This window comes from Micromonospora sp. WMMC264 (genome assembly GCF_027497275.1).
Lineage (GTDB): Bacteria > Actinomycetota > Actinomycetes > Mycobacteriales > Micromonosporaceae > Micromonospora > Micromonospora chalcea.
On record NZ_CP114907.1, the window covers coordinates 1159773 to 1184405 of the forward strand.

Annotated in this window: 24 protein-coding genes; 16 read left to right on the plus strand and 8 right to left on the minus strand. The window is 73.2% G+C overall.

The window, feature by feature from the left end; genetic code table 11:
- The first annotated feature begins 105 nt into the window (after positions 1–105).
- Positions 106–666 carry a dihydrofolate reductase family protein gene (locus O7542_RS05480; protein WP_210873238.1) on the plus strand — a complete coding sequence of 187 codons (561 nt, stop codon included), beginning with the start codon at positions 106–108 and terminating at the stop codon, positions 664–666.
- Positions 667–670: 4 nt separating this feature from the next.
- Here the strand turns inward: O7542_RS05480 and O7542_RS05485 are convergent, their stop codons facing one another.
- The gene (locus O7542_RS05485) at positions 671–2503 is read right to left on the minus strand and encodes a thiamine pyrophosphate-requiring protein (protein ID WP_281605787.1); all 1833 of its coding nucleotides are present in this window, start codon (positions 2501–2503) and stop codon (positions 671–673) included.
- A gap of 66 nt (positions 2504–2569) precedes the next feature.
- On the opposite strand from O7542_RS05485, the gene O7542_RS05490 reads away from it, so the two are divergent.
- The 3 genes from O7542_RS05490 to O7542_RS05500 all read left to right on the plus strand — a co-directional run bounded on the left by O7542_RS05490 (position 2570) and on the right by O7542_RS05500 (position 6666).
- Positions 2570–3418 (plus strand): RNA methyltransferase, encoded by an 849-nt coding sequence (locus O7542_RS05490; protein ID WP_281605788.1) that lies wholly within the window; start codon positions 2570–2572, stop codon positions 3416–3418.
- A 44-nt stretch (positions 3419–3462) separates the two neighbouring features.
- A complete protein-coding gene (argG, locus tag O7542_RS05495) occupies positions 3463–4914 on the plus strand; it encodes an argininosuccinate synthase (protein ID WP_064445361.1) in 1452 nt (483 codons plus the stop codon).
- Between the two features lie 78 nt (positions 4915–4992).
- Positions 4993–6666, plus strand: coding sequence for a PucR family transcriptional regulator ligand-binding domain-containing protein (locus O7542_RS05500; protein WP_064445362.1), 1674 nt, complete (start codon positions 4993–4995; stop codon positions 6664–6666).
- 222 nt (positions 6667–6888) lie between these two features.
- Here O7542_RS05500 and O7542_RS05505 read toward each other — a convergent pair whose 3' ends face one another.
- Positions 6889–8238: a hypothetical protein gene (locus tag O7542_RS05505; RefSeq protein WP_166457333.1), complete on the minus strand. Its 1350-nt coding sequence runs from the start codon at positions 8236–8238 to the stop codon at positions 6889–6891.
- Positions 8239–8324: 86 nt separating this feature from the next.
- Between O7542_RS05505 and murD the strand changes: the two genes are divergently transcribed.
- Entirely contained in the window at positions 8325–9671 is a 1347-nt protein-coding gene (gene murD / locus O7542_RS05510; RefSeq protein WP_210887547.1) for a UDP-N-acetylmuramoyl-L-alanine--D-glutamate ligase, read from the plus strand.
- A gap of 1 nt (position 9672) precedes the next feature.
- Here the strand turns inward: murD and O7542_RS05515 are convergent, their stop codons facing one another.
- From O7542_RS05515 to O7542_RS05525, 3 genes are all read right to left on the minus strand, one after another.
- Positions 9673–10209, minus strand: coding sequence for a DUF6114 domain-containing protein (locus tag O7542_RS05515; protein ID WP_113972448.1), 537 nt, complete (start codon positions 10207–10209; stop codon positions 9673–9675).
- 1 nt (position 10210) lies between these two features.
- Positions 10211–10825, minus strand: a complete 615-nt coding sequence (locus tag O7542_RS05520) for a DUF6230 family protein (protein WP_030500319.1) — start codon at positions 10823–10825, stop codon at positions 10211–10213.
- A 185-nt stretch (positions 10826–11010) separates the two neighbouring features.
- On the minus strand, positions 11011–11769 hold the full coding sequence (locus O7542_RS05525; protein ID WP_043329745.1) for a TetR/AcrR family transcriptional regulator: 759 nt from the start codon (positions 11767–11769) through the stop codon (positions 11011–11013).
- Between the two features lie 344 nt (positions 11770–12113).
- Here O7542_RS05525 and O7542_RS05530 point away from each other — a divergent pair, with 344 nt between their 5' ends.
- On the plus strand, positions 12114–12800 hold the full coding sequence (locus O7542_RS05530; protein ID WP_030500321.1) for a hypothetical protein: 687 nt from the start codon (positions 12114–12116) through the stop codon (positions 12798–12800).
- A gap of 56 nt (positions 12801–12856) precedes the next feature.
- Here the strand turns inward: O7542_RS05530 and O7542_RS05535 are convergent, their stop codons facing one another.
- Complete coding sequence (locus O7542_RS05535) at positions 12857–13819, minus strand: hypothetical protein (protein ID WP_113972447.1); 963 nt, start codon at positions 13817–13819, stop codon at positions 12857–12859.
- 117 nt (positions 13820–13936) lie between these two features.
- On the opposite strand from O7542_RS05535, the gene O7542_RS05540 reads away from it, so the two are divergent.
- Positions 13937–15232: an aspartate aminotransferase family protein gene (locus tag O7542_RS05540; protein WP_043329748.1), complete on the plus strand. Its 1296-nt coding sequence runs from the start codon at positions 13937–13939 to the stop codon at positions 15230–15232.
- Between the two features lie 3 nt (positions 15233–15235).
- On the opposite strand, the gene O7542_RS05545 is transcribed toward O7542_RS05540, so the two are convergent.
- Entirely contained in the window at positions 15236–16615 is a 1380-nt protein-coding gene (locus tag O7542_RS05545; protein WP_281605789.1) for an acyltransferase, read from the minus strand.
- Positions 16616–16778: 163 nt separating this feature from the next.
- Here O7542_RS05545 and ngcE point away from each other — a divergent pair, with 163 nt between their 5' ends.
- From ngcE to O7542_RS05580, 7 genes are all read left to right on the plus strand, one after another.
- Complete coding sequence (gene ngcE / locus O7542_RS05550) at positions 16779–18194, plus strand: N-acetylglucosamine/diacetylchitobiose ABC transporter substrate-binding protein (RefSeq protein ID WP_043329751.1); 1416 nt, start codon at positions 16779–16781, stop codon at positions 18192–18194.
- Positions 18194–19102, plus strand: coding sequence for a sugar ABC transporter permease (locus O7542_RS05555; RefSeq protein ID WP_030500326.1), 909 nt, complete (start codon positions 18194–18196; stop codon positions 19100–19102). Before ngcE ends, O7542_RS05555 begins: the two co-directional genes overlap by 1 nt.
- A 113-nt stretch (positions 19103–19215) precedes the next feature.
- Positions 19216–20004 carry a carbohydrate ABC transporter permease gene (locus O7542_RS05560; RefSeq protein WP_113972709.1) on the plus strand — a complete coding sequence of 263 codons (789 nt, stop codon included), beginning with the start codon at positions 19216–19218 and terminating at the stop codon, positions 20002–20004.
- Positions 20005–20089: 85 nt separating this feature from the next.
- Entirely contained in the window at positions 20090–20575 is a 486-nt protein-coding gene (locus tag O7542_RS05565; RefSeq protein ID WP_043329754.1) for a hypothetical protein, read from the plus strand.
- Positions 20576–20660: 85 nt separating this feature from the next.
- Positions 20661–21032 carry a VOC family protein gene (locus O7542_RS05570; protein ID WP_043331143.1) on the plus strand — a complete coding sequence of 124 codons (372 nt, stop codon included), beginning with the start codon at positions 20661–20663 and terminating at the stop codon, positions 21030–21032.
- A complete protein-coding gene (locus tag O7542_RS05575; protein WP_030500330.1) occupies positions 21025–21345 on the plus strand; it encodes a metalloregulator ArsR/SmtB family transcription factor in 321 nt (106 codons plus the stop codon). The genes O7542_RS05570 and O7542_RS05575 overlap by 8 nt, the downstream gene beginning before the upstream one ends.
- Positions 21338–21769, plus strand: coding sequence for an SRPBCC domain-containing protein (locus O7542_RS05580; RefSeq protein ID WP_281605790.1), 432 nt, complete (start codon positions 21338–21340; stop codon positions 21767–21769). The genes O7542_RS05575 and O7542_RS05580 overlap by 8 nt, the downstream gene beginning before the upstream one ends.
- Before the next feature lie 16 nt (positions 21770–21785).
- On the opposite strand, the gene O7542_RS05585 is transcribed toward O7542_RS05580, so the two are convergent.
- The gene (locus O7542_RS05585; protein ID WP_281605791.1) at positions 21786–22775 is read right to left on the minus strand and encodes a BadF/BadG/BcrA/BcrD ATPase family protein; all 990 of its coding nucleotides are present in this window, start codon (positions 22773–22775) and stop codon (positions 21786–21788) included.
- A gap of 157 nt (positions 22776–22932) precedes the next feature.
- On the opposite strand from O7542_RS05585, the gene O7542_RS05590 reads away from it, so the two are divergent.
- Both O7542_RS05590 and O7542_RS05595 read left to right on the plus strand, forming a co-directional pair.
- The gene (locus O7542_RS05590) at positions 22933–23880 is read left to right on the plus strand and encodes a MurR/RpiR family transcriptional regulator (RefSeq protein ID WP_043329763.1); all 948 of its coding nucleotides are present in this window, start codon (positions 22933–22935) and stop codon (positions 23878–23880) included.
- Positions 23877–24626, plus strand: a complete 750-nt coding sequence (locus tag O7542_RS05595; RefSeq protein WP_030500334.1) for an SIS domain-containing protein — start codon at positions 23877–23879, stop codon at positions 24624–24626. The genes O7542_RS05590 and O7542_RS05595 overlap by 4 nt, the downstream gene beginning before the upstream one ends.
- The last annotated feature ends 7 nt before the right edge of the window (positions 24627–24633 follow it).

Consider the following 24633-nt stretch of genomic DNA (forward strand, 5'->3'; position numbering starts at 1 on the left):
CTGGCCGGGAGTCGTCGGGGCCGGGTTGTCGGATCCGGCCGGGCGGCTCCGACCCACCGTCGAGCGCACCCGACCGGGACGCGCCGCAACGCGGAGGAACACATCATGGGCACTGTCAGCTACGGGGTGCACACGTCCGTCGACGGCTTCATCGAGGGGCCGAACGGCGAGTTCGACTGGCCGCAGATGGGGGAGGAGCTGTCCGCGTACTCGATCGACCTGGCCGAGCGGGCCTCCGCCTTCGTCTACGGGCGGCGGGTGTGGGAGATGATGGCCGCCTACTGGCCGCAGGTCGAGTCGATCTCCGACCACCCGCACGACCTGGCGTTCGCGCCGATCTGGCGGCGTACCCCGAAGATCGTGGTCTCCCGCACGCTCGCCGAGGCTCCCCACGGCGCCGTGGTGGTCGGCGGCGGCGACCTGGCGAAGGAGTTCGCCGAGGTCCGCGAGCGGTTCCCCGGCGACCTGCTGGTCACCGGCGGCACCGGCGCGGCGACGGCGCTGGCCGCGCTGGGGCTCGTCGACACCTACGAGGTGATCGTGCACCCGGTGGTGCTCGGCGGCGGACGGCAGGTGCTGCCCGACCTGGCCCGCCAGCACCTGCGGCTGGTCGAGACGCGTCAGTTCGACGGGCGGTCGGTGCTGCTGCGCTACGCGCGGGCCTGACGCCTCAGCGGCCCCGGCGGCGGGGCCGGTACGTGGCGAGCGCGGCCGGTACGCCGCGGCGCACGATGCCGGCCCGGTCGCTGTCCCCGCGCAGCACCGCCGCGGCGGTCTTGCGGGCCTGCTCGGCGGTGAAGTGCGGCGGCAACATCAGCTCGGCCGGGTCCACCACCGCGTTGACCACCACCGGCCGGTCCGCGTCGAGCACCCGCTGCCACAGGCCGTCCACCCGGTCGGGGGAGTCGACCAGCTCACCGCCGAGGCCCAGCACCTCCGCCCATTTGTGGTACGCCACGTCCGGCAGGTCCTGGCTGTCCGGGAACATCGGGGTGCCCTCGCTGGACCGCTGCTCCCAGCTGACGAACGCGAGGTCACGGTTGTTGAGCACGAGCACCACGAACCGGGGGTCGGCCCACTCCCGCCAGTACTTCGCCACAGTGATCAGCTCGTTGACGCCGTTCATCTGCATCGCGCCGTCGCCGAGCAGCGCGATCACCGGGCGGTCCGGGTGGGCGAACTTCGCCGCCAGCGCGTACGGCATGCCGCCGCCCATGGACAGCAGCGTGCCGGAGAGGCTGGCCAGCATGCCGGGGCGCACGCGCACGTGCCGGGCGTACCAGGCGGTGGCGGTGCCGCAGTCCACGGCGAGCACGGCGTCGTCCGGCAGCGCGTCGTCGAGCGAGGTGAACAGCGACTGCGGGTTCACCGGGTCGGCCGGCTGCGCGGCCACCTCGCGTTGCGCGGCCCGCCACTTGCCGGTGGCGTCGGCGATGGTGGCCCGCCAGGCGGTCGGGCCCGGCCCCGGGCCCAGCTCCTTGAGCAGTGCGCGCAGCGTCGGTCCGGCGTCGCCGGTCAGGTTCACCTCGGTCGGGTAGCGCAACCCCATCCGGCTGCCGTCGATGTCGATCTGCACCGCCCGGGCCTGCCCCTCCGGCGGGTAGAACTCCGAGTACGGCATCTGGCTGCCGACGATCAGCAGCCGGTCGCACTCGCGCATGAGTTGCCAGCTGGGGCGGCTGCCGAGCAGGCCGATCGCGCCGGTCACCCAGGGCTGGCGGTGGTCGACGGCGGTGAAGCCGAGCAGCGCGGTGGCGACGCCGGCGCCGAGCCGGTCGGCGGTCCGGCGTACCTCGTCCTCGGCGCCCAGCGCGCCCTGCCCGACCAGCATCGCCACCCGCTCGCCGCCGCGCAGCACCTCGGCCGCGCGGCGCACGTCGGCCTCCGGCGGCACTGTCGGCTCGCTGCTCGGCACCGCGCTGGTGTGGTAGTAGCCGTGCGCGTGCGGCGGGTGCGGCACCGCCGGCAGGTCCTGCACGTCGGAGGGAAGGACCAGGGCGGTCACGGTACGCCGGGCCAGCGCGGTGCGGCAGGCCCGGTCCACCAGGTGCCGGGCCTGCGACGGATCGTCGAGCTGGGCCAGGAAGGCCGACGCCACGTCCTTGTAGAGCGAGAGCAGGTCCACCTCCTGGTAGTAGCCGCCGCCCTCGGCGGGCAGCGCGGTGTGCCCGAGCAGCGCCACCACCGGCTGGTGGTCGAGCTTGGCGTCGTAGAGGCCGTTGAGCGCGTGGATCGCGCCCGGGCCGCTTGTCACCACCACGCAGCCGAGCGGGCCGCCGCCGTACTTGACGTGCGCGCCGGCCGCGAAACCGGCGGTCTCCTCGTGCCGGACCTGGATGAACCGGGCGCGTCCCTCGGCGCGTTGCAGCGCCGAGGTCATGCCGTTGATCCCGTCGCCCGGGTAGCCGTAGTAGCGATGCACGCCCCACTCGGCGAGCCGGGCCACCAGGTAGTCGGCGACTGTGGCGTCGCGGGGGAGGTTGCCGTCGTGATCCGCGCCCATCGTGGTCCCTCCGTCGCGTCGGCCTTCGGGCTCCGTTCCCCGCCCGGGGCGGCGGAAACCCGGCCCGTGCCGGGGCGCCCCCGGCGGGCCGGGCAGAATCGCGTGGTGCCCGTCCACGAGATCACCGACCCCGACGACGACCGGATCGCCGACTACCGCGCGCTCACCGACGTGGAGCTGCGTACCCGATGGGAACCGCCGCACGGGCTGTTCATCGCCGAGGGGGAGCTGGTGCTGCGGCGGGCGCTGCGGGCCGGCTACCCGGCCCGGTCGTACCTGGTCGACGCCAAGCGCGTGGACCAGCTCGCCGATCTGGACACCGGTGACGCGCCGGTGTACGCGGCCACGCCGGACGTGCTCCAGCGCGCCACCGGCTTCCACGTGCACCGGGGCGTGCTCGCGTCGTTCCACCGCAAGCCGCTGCGCTCGGCCGACGAGGTGCTGGCCGCCGCCCGGCGGGTGGTGATCCTGGAGGACGTCAACAACCACACGAACCTGGGCGCGATCTTCCGGGGCGCCGCAGCGCTCGGTGTCGACGCGGTGCTGCTGTCGCCGACCTGCGCCGATCCGCTCTACCGGCGCAGCGTACGGGTCAGCATGGGCGAGGTGTTCGCGGTGCCGTACGCGAAGCTCGACAGCTGGCCCGCGGGGCTGGACCAGGTCCGCGCGGCCGGGTTCACCGTGCTCGCGATGACGCCCGCGCCGGATGCCGTACCGATGCAGCGGCTGACCCCGGCGCAGCGCGAGCGGGCGGCGTTGCTGCTCGGGGCGGAGGGGCCGGGACTGACCGCGGCGGCGCAGGCCGCCAGCGACGTGCGGGTGGTGATCCCGATGCGGCGCGGCGTGGACTCGCTGAACGTGGCCGCCGCGGCGGCGGTGGCGTTCTGGGAGCTGGGGCGGGACGACCCGCTCTGACGACCGGCTTGCATGACCATGCGACGGCGTGCATAATCTTCCTTGTGTCCAAGGTTCTCACCTCCCTGCCCATCGGCGAACGTGTCGGCATCGCCTTCTCCGGCGGCCTCGACACCTCGGTCGCGGTCGCGTGGATGCGCGACAAGGGCGCCATCCCGTGCGCCTACACCGCCGACATCGGCCAGTACGACGAGCCCGACATCGCCTCGGTGCCCGGCCGCGCCCACACCTACGGCGCCGAGGTCGCCCGCCTCGTCGACTGCCGCGCCGCCCTGGTCGAGGAAGGGCTGGCGGCGCTGACCTGCGGCGCCTTCCACATCCGCTCCGGCGGGCGGGCCTACTTCAACACCACGCCGCTGGGCCGGGCCGTGACCGGCACGCTGCTGGTGCGCGCGATGATCGCCGACGACGTGCAGATCTGGGGCGACGGCTCGACGTTCAAGGGCAACGACATCGAGCGGTTCTACCGGTACGGCCTGCTGGCCAACCCGCAGCTGCGGATCTACAAGCCGTGGCTGGACACCGACTTCGTCACCGAGCTGGGCGGCCGCACCGAGATGTCGGAGTGGCTGCTGGAGCGCGGCCTGCCCTACCGGGACAGCACCGAGAAGGCGTACTCCACCGACGCCAACATCTGGGGCGCCACCCACGAGGCGAAGACGCTCGAACACCTGGACACCGGCATCGAGACGGTCGAGCCGATCATGGGCGTGAAGTTCTGGGACCCGTCCGTGGAGATCCCCACCGAGGACGTCACCATCGGCTTCGACCAGGGCCGCCCGGTGACGATCAACGGCAAGGAGTTCGGCAGCGCCGTCGACCTGGTGCTGGAGGCCAACGCCATCGGCGGCCGGCACGGCCTGGGCATGTCCGACCAGATCGAGAACCGGATCATCGAGGCCAAGAGCCGGGGCATCTACGAGGCTCCCGGCATGGCGCTGCTGCACGCCGCGTACGAGCGGCTCGTCAACGCCATCCACAACGAGGACACGCTCGCCAACTACCACAACGAGGGCCGCCGCCTCGGCCGCCTCATGTACGAGGGCCGCTGGCTGGACCCGCAGGCGCTGATGCTGCGCGAGTCGCTGCAGCGCTGGGTCGGCACGGCGGTCACCGGCGAGGTCACGCTGCGGCTGCGCCGGGGCGAGGACTACTCGATCCTCGACACCACCGGCCCGGCGTTCAGCTACCACCCGGACAAGCTGTCGATGGAGCGCACCCAGGACTCGGCGTTCGGCCCGGCCGACCGGATCGGCCAGCTCACCATGCGCAACCTCGACATCGCCGACTCCCGCGCCAAGCTGGAGCAGTACGCCTCCGTCGGCATGGTCGGCGGCGGGAACCCGCAGCGGGTCGTGGGCGCCGCCCAGGCCGCTTCGACCGGGCTGATCGGCGCCATGCCGCAGGGCGGCGCCGAGGCCATCGCGTCCCGGGGCGTGCCCACCGCCGAGGACGAGGCGCTCGACCGGGCCGCCATGGAGTTCGGCGTCGACTGATCCCGCAGCCCGGCCGGCTCGTCCTCCCCGGCGAGCCGGCCGGTGCGGCCCTCGGCAACGACGGTGACGCAGGGTAGCGTGTCGCCCGTGTTCCCTACCGTGCGTGAGGTCCTGGATCTGGTGCCGATGCGCCACGGTGCGCCGCGCCTGGTCGCCGGGAACGCCGGGCTGGACCGGCCGGTGCGGTGGGTGCACATCGCCGAGGTGCCCGACATCGCCACCCTGCTCGGCGGCGGGGAACTGGTCCTGACCACCGGGATCGGGCTGCCGGCCGACGACGCCGGGCTGCGCGAGTTCATCGGCACCCTGGCCGACGTCGGCGCCTCCGGACTGGTGGTCGAGCTGGGCCGCCGGTACCTCACCGGAGTGCCCCGGGTGATGGCCGCCGCCGCCGAACGCCGCGGCCTGCCCCTGGTCGAGCTGCGCCGGGGCACCCCGTTCGTCCGGATCACCGAGGCGGTGCACGGGCTGATCGTGGACGCCCAGCTCACCGAGCTGCGCGCCACCGAGGAGATCCACCAGCGGTTCACCGACCTGTCGGTGGAGGGCGCCGAACCGGCCGAGGTGCTGCGGCAGGCCGCCGAACTGGCCGGCTGCCCGATGGTGCTGGAGAACCTGTCCCGGCAGGTGCTCGCGTACGACCCGGCGGGGGAGAACGCGGAACTGCTGCTGGACGGCTGGGAACAGCACTCCCGGCAGATCCGCCCGGCCGGGCGCACCGCGTACGACCCGGGCAGCGGCTGGCTCGTCACCACCGTCGGGGCGCGCGGGCAGGACTGGGGACGGCTGCTGCTGCGCTGGCCGGTCGCCGAGTCCACCCCGCCGACCCGGCTGACCATCCTGATCGAGCGGGCCGCCTCCACGCTGGCCCTGGGGCGGCTGATCCGGCGCGACGCCGAGGGCCTGGAACGGCAGATCCACCGTACGCTGCTGACCGCGCTCATCGACCACTCCCGCCCGGTGGACGAGGTGGCGCTGCGCGCCAAGGCGCTGGGCGTCGTCCTGGACCGACGGCACCTGGTCGGCGTGGTGGTCCGGCACCGTGGCGACGAGCCGGCCGCCGGCCCGGGCGCCGACGCCGACCCCGAGGCCGGTCCGGCCCGCCTGCGCGACCTCGCCGAGGCGGTCGGCCAGGCCGTGCGGGACGCCAAACTCACCGCCCTGACCAGCGCCGTCGACGACCATGCGGTGGGGGCGCTGCTGGCCCTGCCCGACGCGGCCGACGAGGAGAAGGCACTCGCCGCGTTCGCCACGGCGTTGCGCCGGGTACGCCTCGACGCCGCCCCGTCCCGCCCTCCGGCCACCCGTACCGTGGTGGCGGCCGGTTCGGGCGTGGGCAGTCTGCGCGAGGCGCGCCGCTCACTCGTCGAGGCGCGTCAGATCGCCGAGGCGGCGCGGCGGGACCCCCGAGACCTGCCCTGCTACCGGCTGCCGCACGTCGGGCTGGCCGGTCTGCTGCACCTGCTGCGCGACGAGCCCCGGCTGCAGACGTTCGTCGAGCGCGAACTCGGGGCACTGCTCGCGTACGACGCCCAGCACCCGCGTGAGCAGTTGCTCGGCACGCTGCGCGCGTACCTGGAGCAGGGGCGGAACAAGTCGGCGGGCGCTGCCGCGGCGCACCTTTCCCGGCCGGCGTTCTACGAGCGGCTGGCCCGGATCGGCCGCATCCTCGACGCCGACCTGGACTCGGTCGACAGGTGCCTGTCCCTGCACGTGGCCCTGCTGGCCCTCGACGCCATCCGAACCCCCTGACCCACCCCCGGGGCCGTCACGCCGGTCCCGCCGACCCCGCCGATCTTGGACTTGTGGCGCCCAGGATGCCCAAAACCGCGGCTTATGCGCGCCGCCACAACTCCAAGATCGATGGGCCGAGGCGGTGATCATGAGGTTAGGCCGGTGTTTTGCCCGGATTCGCCCCGCCAACTTCATGATCAACGCGGCGGGGGCGGGGCGGGCGGGGGGGCGGGGGGTGGGTCAGGTTAGGGCGGTCAGGGTTTTGGCGTAGGGGGGCGGGACGAAGTTCGGGCCGGCGGGGGTGAACACGTCGGAAGTGGCGGCCGCCTGCCAGGCGGTGTCGGGCAGGGCCGCGACCAGGGCGCGTACCACCGGGGCGTCGCGCCACTGGTCCTGCTGGGCGAGCAGGCTCAGCGCGACCACCGACTCCTCCACCTCGCCGACGCACTCGAACGGCTTGTGCCCGTCGACGCCGAGCAGCTCCCGGTAGCCGGGCACCTGGGACTCGTCGGCCAGCAGGTCGCCGCCGAAGATGCCGGTCAGCCGCTCCCGGGGCATGAACGGGGCCATGGCGAGGAACACGAAGCGGCACTTCGGGCAGTCCCGGCACCAGCGCTCGCTCGCGTCGCGCAGCTTGAACGCGGCGTTGCAGCTGGTCACCACCGCGTCGTACCGGTCGATCTCGGCGAACAGCCGGGCGATGTGCAGCTCGGACAGGGAACGCAGCAGCGAGAAGTACGGCTCGGTGAGCCCGGCGTGCTCGGCCAGCGCCGCGCGCAGCAGCCCTTCCGCCTCGACGCCCTTGGACCACTGGTGGTTGATCTCGTGGCCGTTCCAGATCAGGTTCGGGTCGGACGCCGAGCGCTCGTTCGACATCACCACCGGGCCGAGCCCGTGCAGGACGGCGGTGGCCACGGCGATCAGCGAGTTGATCGCGGTGACCGGGATGTGCCCGTTGCGCGCGCCGGCCGCGTTCAGCTCGAACAGCACCGGGTCCAGCCGCCGCCGGGCGGCCAGCGGCACCAGGTCCGACGCCTCGTTCACCGCCACGATCACGTGGTTCGGGTTGACCGAGAAGGGCACCGGGTCGAGGCCGGCGCGGCGCAGCGCCTCCAGCGTGACGATGGAGTCCTTGCCGCCGCCCACCGCCGACAGCGGCCGCCGGTCGGAGTTGTCCAGCGCCGGCGCCGGATCCACCGTCCCGGCGGGCACCTCGGGACGCAGCTCCAGCACGTGCGGCAGCTCGTTGCGGTACGCGTACTCGGCGAGGCCCTTGGTGTAGACGGCGGTGACCAGCTCGACGGCGGCGGCGCCCAGCGGCGCGGGCAGCACCAGCCGGGGTGGCGCGGCGGCCTTGTAGTAGCTGACGCCGGCGACCACGTGCAGCAGCTCCAGCACCCGCGCCAGGGTGGCCGCCGTAGTGTCGGAGACCGGCTCGGCCGGCAGCGGGAGCGTGATCACCTCGGTGAATCGCCGCTCGCCGTCGGGACCGGTCAGGGCGTAGTCGAACAGGACCTCGCCGGTGGCGAAGTCGATCGAGTAGGACGGGAAGGTGAAGGCGTCCATCCGCCGCAGCTGCTCGTTGGGCACACGCCATACTAGGCCCTGGTTCGTCCGCCCGTGTCCGGCTGGGCCGACCCCCACCGCCGTGCACCGACCGAGTCCGAGGAGAGCCCGTGCGCCTGTCTGATCTGCGCGGACGTCATGTCGCCGTCTGGGGCGCCGGCCGCGAGGGCCGGGCCGCGGTGACCGCGATCGCCGCGCACGGGCCGGCCGGCCTGGTCGTCGTCGACGACAGCGCCAACTTCCTCACGCTGCCCTGGGAAGGTCCGCTGGCCGACGCGGCGCCGCTGGTGACCGGCGAGGCGGGCTTCGACCGGCTGGCCGCCGCAGACGTGGTGGTCCGCTCGCCGGGCGTGCCGAACACGCACCCGTGGATGGTGGAGCTGCGCCGCCGGTCCGTGCCCGTCACGCAGGGCAGCGCGCTGTGGATGGCCGACCACGCGGACCGGACCGTCGGGGTGACCGGCAGCAAGGGCAAGAGCACCACGTCCAGCCTGATCAGCCACCTGCTCACCGCGATGGACCGGCCGAACGTGTTCGGCGGCAACATCGGGGTGCCGCTGCTGGACCTGCCGGAGGCGGAGCTGTACGTGCTGGAGCTGTCCAGCTACCAGTGCGCCGACCTGACCGACTCGCCCCGGGTGGCGGTGGTGACAGCGCTGTTCCCCGAGCACCTGGACGCCCACGGCGGCGAGCGGGAGTACTACCGGGACAAGCTGAACCTGGTCGCGCACGGCCCGCACGCCGTGGTGGTCAACGGCGCCGACCCGCGCCTGGCCGCGGAGCTGGGCGACCGGGCCGCGATCCGGGCCGGCTCACCGGACACCACGCACGTGTCCTCCGGCCCGGACGGCACGCAGTGGTTCCACCTGCGGGACACGCCGCTGTTCCCGCGCGCGGTGCTGCCGCTGGTCGGGCGGCACAACGAGGGCAACCTCTGCGTCGCGCTCGCCGTGCTGGACGCGCTCGGCGTCGACGTGGTGGCGCGCAAGGACAGCCTCGCCGTCGCGGTCGCCGAGTTCCAGGGCCTGGCGCACCGGCTCACCGAGATCGCCGACCCGTCCGGGCTGACGTTCGTCGACGACACGCTCGCCACCAGCCCGTACGCGGCCATGCACGCGATCGACGCGTACGAGGGGCGGCCGTTGACGGTGATCGTCGGCGGCGCCGACCGGGGGCTGGACTACAGCCCGCTGCGCGCGCACCTGGCCGACCGGGAGATCACCGTGATCGGCGTGCCGGACAGCGGCCCCCGCATCGTGGAGGCGCTGTCCGGGCTGCCGTCGGTGCGTACCGAGCTGGCCGACGACCTGGTCGCCGCCGTCGGGCTGTCCCGCAAGCTCACCCCGGCCGGCGGGGTGGTGCTGCTGTCCCCGGCCGCGCCGAGCTACGGCCGGTTCCGCAACTTCGAGCACCGCTCCGAGGTGTTCGCGCAGGCGGTGGCGGACACCGCCCGCTGAGTCAGCCGCGTTCCGCCCGGGCGTCCCGCGACGGCCCCGGTTCGGCCGACAGGAGCGCGTCGAGCGACTCGGTGGGCGCCGAGCTGTCCACCGGTTCACGCGGCCCGGGCGCGGTGGCGGCGACCGCCGTGCCGGCGGCGGGTGTCGCCTCGGCGCGGGCCGGCCGCTGCTTGACCGGGGTCCAGGCGAACGCGAGCGCCCCGCCCACCAGCGCCAGCAGCATGCCGACCAGGAACCCGCCCAGGTTCGAGGTCAGCCAGGAGGCCAGCCCGAGCACCAGGGAGAGCACCGCGTAGAAGACCCGTTGCTGCGGGGTGGTGATCAGCAGCACGCCGCAGATCACCAGGATCGCCGGGACCAGGTACGCGGCCAGGCCCTGCGGCCCGACGTGCAGCAGGACGCCGAGCGGCGCGCGCAGCGTCACCAGCATCTCCGCGCCGCCGAGCGCGATGAGCAGCCCGGCGGTGAACGGTCGCGCGCGCCGCCAGCGCCGCCAGCGTGCGCGGACGCCGGCGGCCGTGTGCTGTCCCGGGCTCATGTCAGCACCCGTCGGAGCTGAAGCCCATGCGCAGGTTGGGCAGCGTGAAGATCGCGGCGGTGGTGGCGTAGTTGTTCTGCCGCAGGTTGGTGATGGTCACCGTGTCGGCCTGCTGGGCGAACACGCCCGGGTTGCCCTTGACCCCGGGGACCTTGTCGACGGTGCTGGCGTCCTGCCCGACGTCGATGTTCTTGAAGGAGGCGTTGCCGGCGATCTCGTCGCCGTCGACCACGAGCGTGCGGGCGGTCACCGGCTTGCCGGAATTGCCGGCGGTGATCCGCAGGTTGGTTCCGCCGAGGTTGATGCTCTGGCAGAGGTTCGTCAGTTCGGCCTTGTCGATGGCCGAGACGATCACGAGCACCTGCCCGCCGGTGTCGCCCTGGTTGGGGCTGTCCGGGATCATCTGGTCGAGCGTGGCGAACTGCTCGAACCCGGTCCCCTCCAGTTTGTCGGCGGTGACGGTGAACGGCATGCCCGAGATGGCGAACTGCGCGCCGAGGACACCCTGCGCGGTGAGCATCACCATGCCGGCCGCGCCGACGGTCACGGTGCCGAGCGTGACGGCGAACCGGCGCCAGCGTACGCCGCTTCTCGGTTGATCGATCTGCTCCGACATGCTGGCTCCCTTTCGAGATCAATTCATCCGCGACGATGTGAATTGGATTCGCGGGGCGTCCGCACCGGGTGGGCGCAGGCCGAAGTTACCGCTGAGTAAAGGGCCGGTCAACTGCCTGTAGCAGATCATTGGACGGCATTTGCCAAAAGCGGCCAAAGTGAAAAACCGCTGCGGTTTCTGATCGGTCAGGGATGAGCGGGCGGCGCGCACGGCGCCGTGGCGGCCGGTCCGTCGTCCGGTCGGGCGGCCCGGGCGGCGCGCCGGGCGCCCTCGGGACCGAGGAACGGCGCGGTGGCCGCGTACGTGAGCACCGGCAGCAGCGCCGGCAGCTCGTCGGCCCGCCCCTGCGCCACCCGCTCACGGATGGTGGCGTGGATGCCGCCGACCACAGTGGACACCAGCGCGTCGCGATCGACCTCCGCCGGCTCCGGACCGGTGCCGGCGAAGAACCGGCGGAAGCTGCGCAGCAGCGCGTCGCGTTCCCGGCGCGCGTCCGGGCCGGCCGCGTCCACCTCGACGAGTGCCATCCGGGCGAACGCGGGCACGCTCGCCAGCACGTCGAGCAGCGTGCGCAGAGCCGCGCGTGCCGCGTCCGGCCAGGCCGGGCCGGCGTCGCGGTAGGCGTCCTCCATCAGGTGCGACACCACGGCGATGCCGTGCCGGTACGCGGCCAGGAACGCGTCCTGCTTGCCGTTGAACAGCGCGTAGAACGCGGGCCGGGTGACTCCGGCCGCGTGGCAGATGTCGCTGACCCGGGCGTTGTCGTACCCCCGGGCGGCGACCTCCCGGACCAGCCCGTCGAAGAGGCGGTCGCGCTGGGTCGCCGCCACCTCCTCGGCCGGCACCCGGCGCGGGCCGCGCTTGATGGCGCGGTCCGGGTCGCGGCCGTGGCGGGCGCCCGGCAGGGGTGCGGGTGCCGGTGACGGCGGGCTCGGGATGGTCACCTGTCGACCTCTCTCGATGCGTTGACTTTACGACCCTCCGGGGTTTATAACTTTCGACACGCTCAGTTCACGCCCCGTCACCGCTGGTGATCTCTCCTCGTCGGTCACCCCGTACGTGTCGAAGGAGGGCCGGATGGCTGCCATTATCGCCGCGCGCACCCGTCCCCCCAAGGCCGGAAAGACCGAGGTGACGCGGCGTCGCCGCACTGCGCCACGCCGCCCGGCCCGCTGAGGCCGCAACGGCGCACCACCACCATCGGCGGCCCGGCCGCCGCACCCACCGGCTCCGTCCACCCCGGACGCCGCCGGCACCGTTTCCTGTCCCACCGCCGGAAGGAACAACCATGCCCAGGTACGGACGCATCGGCGCGGGTCTCGCCGCCCTGGCGCTGCTGACCGGTCTGGTCGGCGCCGCCCCCGCCACCGCCGCACCCACCACCTCGCTGGCCAGCAACGTGCTGACCTACCCGACCGTCGCCGGCACCGCCGTGTCGGTGGGCGACGTCATCCAGGCCAGCCTGCGCAGCGGCACGAACGCCACGTTCTACTCCTCGTCCAGCGGCACCACCGGCATCAAGTGCGCCGCGTCCAGCTTCAGCGCCAAGGTGCTGACCAACCCGACCGCCCCCGGCACCGCGACCGAGAGCCTGACCGCGCAGTCGTTCTCCAGCTGCACCACGAACGTCTTCGGCACCACCGGCGTGCAGAGCATCACCGTGAACAACCTGCCGTACACCACGTCGGTGACCAGCGCCGGCGTGGTCACCATCGCCGGCACGGCGGCCGCGCCGATCCAGAGCACCGTCGTGCTCAACTCGCTGCTCGGCGCGATCACCTGCGTCTACCGCACCAGCACGAACACGCTGACCGGTACGGCGTCCAACGGCACCAACTCGATCACCTTCACCAACCAGACCCTGACCAAGTTCTCCGGCCCGTCGCTGTGCTTCGGCACCGCGTACTTCACCGCCTCGTACTCGCCGGTGAAGGACACCAGCAAGACCGGCAGCCCGGCGGTCTACGTCAACTGACACCCGCTCCCGGGCCGGTGCGCGGCGGTACGCCGGGCGCCGGCCCGCACGCCGGTTCAGCCGGCCGTCAACGTGGCGTGCAGCGCGCGCATCGACCGCAGCGCCGACCGGATCTCCTGCAGGTAGCGGCCCGGCGTCAGGGTCGGCTCCGGCACGTCGACAGCGGCCCGGGCGGCCGGGTCCACGCCGACCGTCTCGATGCCGCACCCGTACGGCACGGCGAGCGTCCGCAGCGCGTCGCAGTGCTGGAACGGCACGTAGATCGGTGCGGTCACCATCAGCACCTCGTCGCCCGCGCGCAGCCGCACGTGCTCGGCCCAGAACCGTTGCGTGTCGGCGGTGTGCGCGCGACGCCGGTCCGGCTCGCTCGACGGCGCGGCGAGCACCCGTACCGGGGGCAGCCCGGCCGGCCGGTAGGTGCGCGAGGACCAGGACCGGTGCGGATGACCGGCGGGCTCGCCGCGTTCGTCGTCCGGCTCGGCCACCCCGAACGCCAGCCGCACCCCGGCGTCGAGGACGTCGACCTCGGTGGCGCAGCCGGACACCCCGGCCGCGTCGAGCGTGCGGCACTCGGCCGCCGAGAGCGGCCGGAAACTGCCCAGCACCGCCACCTCGCCGGTCACCCCGGCCGCCGTCCGGGCCAGCATCGCCGCGTACGCGGTGCGCCGCAGGCAGGCGTGCGCCAGCCCGCCGAGCACCAGCAGGTGCGCGTACCCGGATCGGGCCGGCGCGACGGCGCGGACCAGGCCCAGCGTGGCGGCCGCGCGCAGCACCAGCCCGGCGGTGGCCGGGTCGAACGCCGGCTCCCGGGCGTCCGGGCGTTCCCGTCCCTGCCGGAAGTCCCAGCGGCGGGCGGAGAACACGTCCAGGCCGGCCAGCACCGCCGCGAGGTCGCCGTCGGGCCAGTCGCCGCCGAAGTGCGCCACCAGATCCCGCACCGGGGCGGACTCCACCCAGGACCGGATCCCGGCCAGGAGGTCCGCCCGCGTCGTCCCCGCCACGCCGCCCGGCAACGTCACCTGATCCGTCCGCACCCGCCGGATGCTACCGCCGGGCCGGCCCGCGAAGTGCCGGTTGTCCCGGCCCCGGTCGTGGTGGGAACGTGCGGGGATCCACCTCCGCTGAAGGGTGCGCCGATGACCTCCGACGACCTGCTGGCCCGGCACCGCGCCGTGCTCCCGTCCTGGATGCCGCTCTACTACGCCGAACCGCTGGAACTCGTCGCCGGGTCCGGCCGCCGGGTCACCGACGCGGCCGGCCGGACCTATCTGGACTTCTTCGGCGGCGTGCTGACCACGATGGTCGGCCACGACATCCCGGAGATCCGGGAGGCGGTCGAGCGGCAGCTGCGGACCGGGCTCGTGCACACCTCCACGCTCTACCTGATCCGCCGGCAGGTCGAGCTGGCCGAGAAGATCGCCCGGCTCTCCGGCATCCCGGACGCCCGCGTGTTCTTCACCAACTCCGGCACCGAGGCGAACGAGGCCGCGCTGCTGGTCGCCACGAACCACCGGCGCTCGCACCAGATCCTCGCGGTGCGCAACAGCTACCACGGCCGGTCGTACGCGACGATGGGCGTCACCGGCAACCGCGGCTGGTCGGCCAGCGCGCTGAACCCCTTGCAGGTGGCCTGGCTGCACTCCGGGGAGCGGCTGCGCGGGCTGCTGGCCCGGCTCGACGCCGCCGACCGGGTCGACGCGGCGGTCGAGGACCTGCGCGAGGTGCTCGCCACCCAGACCGCCGGCGACGTGGCCTGCCTGATCGCCGAGCCGGTCCAGGGCGTCGGCGGCTTCGTGCACGGCCCGGACGGGCTCTTCGCCGCCTGGAAGAAGGTGCTCGACGAGCACGGCATCCTGCTGATCAGCGACGAGGTGCAGACCGGGTGGGGCCGTACCGGCGAGCACTTCTGGGGCTACCAGGCGCACGGCGTGACCCCGGACCTGCTCACCTTCGCCAAGGGCATCGGCAACGGCTTCGCGCTCGCCGGGGTGGTCGGCCGGGCCGAGGTGCTGGAGTCGGTGCCGGCGATCAGCTTCTCCACGTTCGGCGGCAACCCGGTCTCCACCGCGGCCGGCAACGCGGTGCTCGACTACCTGCTCGACCACGACCTCCAGGGCAACGCCGCCCGGGTCGGCGCGATCCTCGGCGACGGCCTGCGCGCGGCCACCGCCGGGCTGGACCGGGTCGCCGAGGTACGCGGCAAGGGCCTGATGCTCGCCGTCGAGTTCGTCCACCCGGGCACCGTCGAGCCGGACGCGGCGCTGACCACCCGCGTGTTCGAGGCGTGCCGGGCCGGCGGCCTGCTGGTGGGCAAGGGCGGCCTGTACGGCAACGTGATCCGGATGGGCCCGCCGCTGACGCTCACCGAGGACGAGGCCCGGGAGGGCCTGGCGATCCTGGTCGACGCGATCCGCGCCTCGATCGAGGCGTGACCATCAGCCCGGCCGGTCCCGTCCGGACCTGAGCAGCCGCAGCAGACCCGCCCCGGCCAGGTACGCCACCAGCGCCGGGGCGGGCAGGCCCAGCGGCTCCGGTCCCTCTTTGGGCGTGAGGCTGTTCAGCAGCAGGCCGACGAGCACGCCCGCGTACCCGGCGAGGGCCAGCCCGGCGCGCAGCCGCCGCCTCCCGACGCCGGCCGGGCCGGTCGCGGCCGGGCGGCGGGTCCGGGCCTCGACCGGACCGAAGACGGCGACCAGCACGGCCAGCACCGCGGCCAGCGCGAGCAGCCACGGTACGCGCCACGCCCACCAGGCCGCCGAGCCGACCGGGGGAGTGGGCAGCACGCCGAGCGCGTCCAGCAGGCCGACCAGCAGCACCGCGGCGGTCAGGTGCCAGAGGAACAGGGTGAGCACCACGGCGTTGACCGCGAGCACCGCCTGCCAGGGGCCGGATCGGCGCAGCCAGCGCCCGGCCGGGCGTCGCAGCAGCAGGATCAGGCCGAGCTGGGCGGCCGCGGCGGCCATCAGCGCCAGGCTCGGCGGCGCCGCGTTGTCCAGCCGCTCGCCGGGGACGTGGAGCATCGCCACCGGGTACGGTCCGGCCACCGTGAGCAGCACCAGCGCGACCAGGCCGCCGCCGAGCAGGACCGCGCCGGCCCGGCCGGACAGCGGCAGTCCGCGGCGGAACAGGCCACGCGGCGCGGCGTGTCCGGCGCGGGTGTCCGGCCGGGCGGCGTCGTACCAGGCGAACCCGGCCTGGTGCACGGCCAGCCAGCCCAGCAGGTAGTTGCCGTCGGCGAGCACGGCCGGGCCGAGGAGCCGGCCGAGGTCGCCGAGCGCGACCAGGGCCACGAGCACCACCGGCACGGCGAGCCCGAACCGGCGGTGCAGCGCGTACATCGGCGGGGTCAGCGCCACCACCGCGACGTAGGCGACCAGGAACCACAGCGGGATGGTGGCGAACCAGATCACCTCGCGCACCTGCGCCGCGTCGGCGCCGCGCAGCGTGGCGATCCCCGCTCCCGCCGCCAGGACCAGCAGCAACACGGTGGTGGGGCGGATCAGCCGGGCGCTGCGGTCGACCAGCCAGCCCGTCGCCGAGCCGCCCCGGCGGCGGCGTGAGGTGAGCGAGGCGGCGTTGGCGTAGCCGCCGACCAGGAAGAACACCGGCATCACCTGGGCCACCCAGGTCAGCGGCCAGGCCCAGCGCAGGTCCGCCAGCGCGGAGTGGCCGGCGGGGCGGCCGTTGTCGTACCCGATCACCGTGACGCCCCAGTGGCCGAGCACGACCATGGTGATGGCCAGCGCCCGGAGCAGGTCGATGTAGCGCTCCCGCCCCGGCGGCGTGCGTTGCGCGAGCTGCCGCAGGCGGCGCATGAAGTCAGGCTAGGCCAGCGCGCCGCGACCGGTACGGATAACGGATCGGTCGAGAGGGGTTGTGGTCCCCGTCGCACTGTCGTAGAAATTCTTCAGTGGAAATGCCTTATGTGAAGACAAGCGACAGATCGTTCACCGGGCGTACCCGAACCGAGGAGATGCGATGAACAGGCGTGAGATCCTTCGGCGCAGCGCCGCCGCCGGCCTGCTGGCCACCCCTGCCGCCGGCCTGCTCGCCGGCTGCGCCACCTCCGGTGGCGGCGACGAGGGCGACGGCGGCGCGTACAAGGGCACGAAGAGCGAGCAGAACCCGCTCGGCGTGGCCGAGGACGCCCCGCTGGAGGTGGTGATCTTCAACGGCGGCTTCGGGGAGGACTACGCCAAGGCCCACGAGGCCATGTACAAGGAGCGGTACCCGAAGGCGGAGATCAAGCACTCGGCCACCGCGGAGATCAGCAAGACGCTCCAGCCCCGCTTCGTCGACGGCAGCCCGCCCGACGTGGTGAACAACTCCGGCGCCGGCCAGATCGACTTCAACGGCCTGGTCTCCCAGAACGCGCTCGCCGACCTGGGCGAGCTGCTCGCCGCCCCCAGCCTCGACACGCCCGGCAAGACGGTCAAGGACACGCTGCTGCCCGGCACCGTGGAGGTCGGCTCCTACGACGGCCGGTTCCTGGTCCTCAACTACACCTACACGGTGTACGGCATCTGGCACTCCACCAAGCTGTTCGCCGACCGTGGCTGGGAGGACGCCAAGACCTGGGACGACCACATCGCGCTCTGCCGCCGGATCAAGGCCGCCGGCATCGCCCCCTGGACGTACGCCGGTGTGCACCCCCGCTACATGAGCTGGCCGCTGATCTCCACCGCGATCAAGCTCGGCGGCCCGTCCGTCGCGCTGGCGATCGACAACCTGGAGCCGAACGCCTGGAAGTCGGACGCGATGAAGACCGCCGCCGACGCCTGGCACCAGATCGTCAAGGACAAGTTCATCCTCGCCGGCTCCCCGGGCCTGGACCACAAGCAGTCGCAGACCGCCTGGTGCCAGGGCAAGGCCGCGTTCATCTCCTGCGGCTCCTGGCTGGAGAGCGAGCAGAAGGACGTCACCCCGCCCGGCTTCAACATGACAGTCGCGCCCACGCCGAGCCTGGGCAGCGGCGACAAGCTGCCGTACGAGGCGATCCGCGGCACCGCGGGCGAGCCGTTCATGGTGCCGGCGAAGGCGAAGAACGTAGCCGGTGGCCTGGAGTACTTCCGGACCATGCTGTCCCGCAAGGGCGCGCAGGACTTCACCAAGAAGGTCGCCAGCCTGCCCGTGGTCGCCGGCGCCACCGAGGGCGTCGACCTGCCGTACGGGCTCAGCACCGTGGTCAAGGCGCTCGACGCGTCCGGGTCCAACGGCTTCAACTGGGTCTACAACAACTACTATCGCAAGCTGGAGCGCAACCTCGTCGACGCGGCCTGCGGCGAGTTCTTCAGCGGCCGGATCGGCCCGGCCGAGTTCCTCGACCAGTGCCAGAAGGGCGCCGACTCGATCGCCGGAGACAGCTCGGTCAAGAAGTACAAGCGGTCGGCGTGATGCGACAGGGCCGCCTCCCCCTGATCCTCACGTTCCTGCTGCCCCCGCTGGCGCTGTACGGCATCTTCGTGCTCTCGCCGTACCTCCAGGCTTTTCAGATCTCCACCACCGACTGGATGGGCTACTCCGCGCAGGCCGACCCGGTCGGCATGGCGAACTTCCGCACGCTGCTGAACGACGGGTACGTGTGGAACGCCCTGAAGAACAACGCGATCCTGCTCGCCGTGGTGCCGGTGGTGACGATCGGGCTGGGCCTGTTCTTCGCCAGCATGCTCACCATGGGCGGCCGCCGGGGCCGGGCCGGGGTGACCGGGGTGCGGGGCACCTCGGTCTACCGGCTCGTCTACTTCTTCCCGCAGGTGCTCTCCGTGGTGATCATCGCGCTGCTCTGGAAGGAGATCTACAGTCCGACGAGTGGCCTGCTCAACGGCGCCCTGCGCGCCGTCGGGCTGGCCACCCCGGCCTGGCTCGGCGACCCGCGCTTCGCGTTCTGGTGCGTGCTGGCGGTGATGGTGTGGAGCAACGTCGGCTTCTACGTGGTGCTCTTCGGCGCCGCCATGCAGGCCATCCCGCGTGACATCTACGAGGCGGTGCTGCTCGACGGCGCGTCCCGCACCACGATGCTGCGGAAGATCACCATTCCGCTGCTCTGGGACACCATCCAGGTCGCCTGGATCTACCTGGCCATCGCGGCGCTGGACGGCTTCATCCTGGTCCAGCTCATGACCAACGGCGGGCCGAACTTCTCCTCCGACGTGATCGGGCTGCGGATGTACGACACGTCGTTCGGCAGCGAGAACAAGTTCGGGTACGCCTCGGCGATCGGTGTGGCGATGTTCTTCCTGACCCTCTCGGTGGCGGTGCTGGCGCTGCGCACCGCCCGGCGCGATCGGATCGAGTACTCGTGACCACCGTGGACACCGGCGCCCCGGCCGCCGAGGCGACCCGCGCGGCGACCCCGGCCGACCGTCCGCCCCGGCGTGAGCTGGGTGTGGCGAACGTCTTCTCGCACGGCTTCCTCATGCTCTGGGCGGCCATGACGGTGCTGCCGCTGGCCTGGATGGTGCTCAGCTCGCTGAAGAGCAACGGCGAGATCATCGCCGAGCCGTGGGGGCTGCCCGAGGCGCTGCGCTTCGACAACTGGGCGCGGGCCTGGAGCACCGCGCACATCGGCCGGTTCTTCTTCAACAGCCTGGTGGTGGTGTCCGGCTCGCTGAGTCTGACCATGCTGCTCGGCGCCACCGCCGCGTACGTCTTCGCGCGCTACGAGTTCCGCGGCCGGCAGGTGGTCTACTACCTGTTCGTCGGCGGCATGATGTTCCCGGTGTTCCTGGCCCTGGTGCCGCTGTTCTTCGTGGTCCGCAGCGTCGGCCTGCTCGGCACCTGGCCCGGCCTGATCCTGGTCTACACCGCGTACTCGCTGCCGTTCACGGTGTTCTTCCTGACCGCGTTCTTCCGGACGCTGCCGACCTCGGTGGCGGAGGCCGCGCTGATCGACGGGTGCGGGCACTTCCGGCTGTTCTTCCGGGTGATGCTGCCGATGGCGCGACCGGGACTGATCAGTGTCGGGATCTTCAACTTCCTGAGCCACTGGAACCAGTTCCTGCTGCCCCAGGTGCTCATCCCCGGCGACGGGCAGGACCGGATGCTGGCCCAGGGCCTGAGTTCGCTCGCGGTCAGCCAGGGCTACGCCGGTGACTACGCCCAGTTGTTCGCCGGCCTGACCATCGCGGTGCTGCCGGTGCTCGTGGTGTACGTGGCGTTCCAGCGTCAGGTCCAGTCCGGACTGACCGCGGGGCAGCTCAAGTGAGGTGGTTGCCACAGGCAACGGGGCAGTGGGGAAGATCAAACTGACCTAGGGTGGGCCGGCACGCTCATCTATCGACAGGAATCTCATGTTCTTCCTCATCTACACGCTGTTGCTGCTGCTCGGCGGCATCGCGATGGTCGCGGTAGGCGTGGCCGTCAAGGAACAGGGGACCGGCTCCCGCATCCTCAACGTAGTCGTCGGCCTGGCCTTCTTCGGGTACGGCTTCTACCTGCTGTTCCTCTTCGACGGCGACAGCTACCGGATCTTCTTCTACGTCTTCGTCCTGCCGATCCTGCTGATCGTGCGCGCGGTGAAGGCGCGCAAGGAGGCACGCGAGCAGGCGGCGGCACAGCAGTTCGCGGGCGCGCCGCAGCAGCCGGGGATGTACCCGGCGGCGGGGCACGGTCAGCCCGGTCCCGGGTTCCCGCCCGCCCCGGGCCAGCCCGCGCCGTACGGCGCCGCGCCGCAGGGTCAGCCCGCGCCGTACGGCGCGCCGCAGGGTCAGCCGGCGCAGTACGGCGCGCCGCCGCAGGGCTGGCAGCCGGGGCAGCCGGGCGGTCCGAACGCCTGAGCGGGTGACGGAGGCCGGTCGGCAGATCCCGGCCGGCCTTCGTTCCGCTTGACCGGTAGGAAATTTCCTACCTATGCTGGCGGGCATGTCCGTCACTCACGCGCAGATCGTCTCCGTCCCCGTCGGCGACCAGGACCGGGCCCGCGACTTCTACGTCGACGTCCTCGGCTTCGACCTGGTCCGGGACAACCCGATGCCGGACGGCCGCTGGGTCCAGGTGGCGCCCCGGGGCGCGGTGACCACGCTGACGCTCGTCACCTGGTTCGACAGCATGCCGGCCGGCTCGCTGCGCGGGCTGGTGCTGGAGAGCGACGACCTCGACGCGGACGTGGCCCGGCTGCGCGAGCGGGGGGTGGCGTTCGCCGAGGACAGCGTCCAGGTCGTGCCCTGGGGGCGCTATGTCACCTTCGCCGACCCGGACGGCAACGGGCTCGTCCTGCAGGAGACCCGTGTCTGAGCCGGACGTGTTCGCGGCGCTGGCCAACCCGACCCGGCGGGAGGTGCTGCGGCTGCTCCGCGACGAGGGGGAGCAGCCGGTGCAGCGGCTCGCCGACCGCTTCGAGATGCGGCGTCCCAGCCTGTCGGAGCACCTGCGGGTGCTCAAGGACGCCGGGCTGGTGACCGAGCGGCCCGTCGGCCGGCAGCGGGTCTACGCGCTGCGCCCCGAGCCGCTGCGGGAGGTGGCCGACTGGCTCACCCCGTACGAGCGGTTCTGGCGGCAGCGGCTGGCCGGCCTGGGCGACGTGCTGGACGCGATGCCGGATGAGTGAGCCGACCCGCATCGCGGTGGACCAGTTCCTGCCGCACCCGCCCGCCAAGGTGTGGCGCGCGCTGACCGATTCCGATCTGATCGGACGCTGGCTCATGCCGAACGACTTCCGGTCCGTACGCGGGCACCGGTTCACGTTCCGGACCGACGCGCGACCCGGCCAGCGGTTCGACGGGACGGTCCACTGCGAGGTGCTGGAACTGGACGAGCCGCGCCGGATGCGGTGGGCCTGGCGCGGCGGCACGCTCGACACGGTGGTCACCTGGACGCTTGTGCCCGAGGGGCGGGGCACCCGGCTGTTCCTGGAGCACGCCGGGTTCGATCCGGACGATCCGCTTCAGCGGCGTACCTTCACGCTGCTCGACGGCGGCTGGCGTACCCACGTCTGGGCGCGCCTCGCCGCCGCGCTGGCCGCGCTGCCCTGACCCGCCGCAGCGCGGGTCAGGCGGGTGGGGGCACGAGGCGGGCGTGCAGCGCCGCCGGGTCGGTCACCTCGGGCAGGTCCCGGGCGGCGAGCCAGGCCGCGGCGGCGGCCCCGTCCCCGGCGCTGAGCAGCGGCGCGTCCGGCCAGCGTTCGGCCAGTTCCGCGCGTACCGCGCCGGCCAGCGGGGTGTCGCCGGTGAGCAGCCCGCCGCCGAGCACCACCGGGTCGGCCGCTCCCGGCGGGCGGATCCGGGACACGCTCTGCGCCAGCGCCGCGGCGGCCTCGGCGATCAGCGCGACCGCCGTGGGCTCCCCGTCGCGGGCCGACGACACCACGAGCGGCGCGAGTCGGGCCAGTTCCACCGGCGGTCGCCGGGTCACCGCCTGCACCACGGCGTCGACCGTCGCGCGCGGTCGGTCGTCCACAGCGGTCGCGCCGGTCAGTTCCGACAGCACCCGTCGGCCCAGGTCGCCGGGGGCTTGTGCGCGGTCCAGGCCGGTCAGCAGCCGGCGGACCGCCTCGCGGCCGAGCCAGAACCCCGAGCCGGCGTCGCCGAGCAGCCAGCCGTGGCCGTCGGCGACACGGTCCAGCCGCAGGTCGCGTACCTGGGCGGCGATCGCGCCGGTGCCGGCGATGAGCACCGTGCCGTCCGGGGCGGCGGTGCCGGAGGCGTAGGCGACCAGCGCGTCGCCGTGCACCGCGTACGGGCAGCGCAGTCCCGCCTCGGCCCAGGCGCTGTCGAACGCGTCGCGGCCGTTCGGGTCGGCCAGGAGGCGGCCGGCCCCGGCGAGGCCGATGACGCCGGCGCGTACCCGGGTCGGGTCGATGCCGGCGAGCGCCGCGCGCAGGGCGGCGAGCAGCTCGGCGGCGGCCCGGTCGGCGCCGTGACTGGTCGGGTTGCCGCCGCCGGCCCGGCCTTCGCCCAGGCGGGCGCCGTCGAGGCTGAGCGCTGCCGCGCGGGTCGACGTACCCCCGACGTCGAGGCCGACCACGACGGTGTCCGACATGGTCCCCATGCTGGTCGGCCGCGTCGCCGGACGCAAGATCGCGGTCGTGCGCCAGGTAACAGTTTGAAAACTTCGCCCACGGCCTTGACACGGAGGGGCCTTCAGTAAGAACTTTTACCACTAACAGTTAACACTCTTTTCCGAAAGGCGCCCGCCGATGGTCGAGCACGAGGTGGAGACTTCCGCGGCGACCGCGGTGGTCGATGCCGGTCCGGCCGACCGGCTGGGCGCCGACGGTGTGCTGGCCCGGGTCCGGGCCGGCGCGGGGGAGTTGACCGGCGCGCTGCGCCGGGTCGCCGAGCACGTGCTCAGCGACCCGGAGGCGGCGGCCCGGGCCACCATCGTCGAACTGGCCGAGCGCAGCGGCACGTCACCGGCGACCATCACCCGGTTCTGCCGGGCGATGGGCTTCGAGGGGTACGCCGACCTGCGGCTCGGCATCGCCGCCGAGACCGGACGGGCCCGCTCCGCCGGCTGGACCGTCGACATCGGACGCGAGATCCAGCCCGGCGACCCGCTGTCCCGGGTGCTCGACCAGATCATGGCCGCCGACACGCGGGCCATGCACGACACCGCCGCGCTGCTGGACCTGGCCGAGGTGGAACGGGCCGCGGTCGCCATCGCCGGGGCCAGCCGGGTGAACATCTTCGGGGCCAGCGGCAGCGCGCTGGTCGGCGAGGAGATGCAGTTCAGCCTGCACCGCATCGGGGTCGCGGCGTGGGCCTGGAACGACGTGCACGAGGGGCTGGCCAGTGCCGCGCTGCTGGGCGCCGGGGACGTCGCGCTCGGCATCTCGCACACCGGGCAGACCCGGGAGACGATCGAGCTGCTCGCCGAGGCCGGCAGCCGCGGCGCGACCACAGTCGCGCTGACCGGATTCCCCCGCTCGCCGCTGGCCGAGCTGGCCGACATCGTGCTGGTCACCGCCAGTCAGGCGACCACGTTCCGGCCGGACGCGCTCTCCGCCCGGCATCCCCAGCTCGTCGTGCTCGACCTGCTCTACATCGCGGTGGCGCAGCGTACCCACGACCGCGCCCACGCGGCCTTCCGGCGTACCGCCCAGGCCGTCGACGGGCACAAGGCCGCGAAGGGGTCCCTCTCATGATCAGTGCCCAACGGTACGCCGACGCGGTCCGCCCGGTGCTCGACCGGCTGGTCGACACCCAGGCGGTCGCGGTGGACCGGGCGGCCGACCTGATCGCCTCCGGCCTGCGCGCCGGCGGCGTCCTCCAGGCGTTCGGCGCCGGTCACTCCGAGGCGTTCGCCGCCGAGCTGGTCGCCCGGGCCGGCGGCCTGGTCCCCGCCAACCGGCTCTCCCTGCACGACCTCGTGCTGCACGGCGACGCGCCCCGCGACGTGCTCGCCGATCCGAAACTGGAACGCGACCCGGCCGTGGCGCACCAGCTCTACGCGCTGGCGGCGCCGCAGCCGGAGGACGTGTTCGTGGTCGCCTCGCAGTCCGGCATCAACGGCTCGGTGGTCGAGCTGGCGACGCTCGTCAAGCGCGGCGGCCACCAGCTGATCGCTGTCACCTCGGTCGAGCACACCGCCCGGGTAGCTCCTCGGCACCCGTCCGGGCACCGGCTCGCCGACCTCGCCGACGTCGTGCTGGACAACGGCGCGCCGTACGGCGACGCACTGCTGCCGCTCGAGGGCGGCGGCGCGGTCTGTGCGGTCTCCTCGGTCACCGCGGCGCTGCTGGCGCAGCTGCTGACCGCCGAGGTCGTACGACGGTTCCACCAGGCCGGAGAGGTACCCCCTGTCTACCTCTCCGCCAACGTCCCCGGTGGGGACGAGCACAACCTCGCCCTCGAGTCGCGGTACGCCGGGCGCCTCCGGCGGACCGCCTGACCCGACA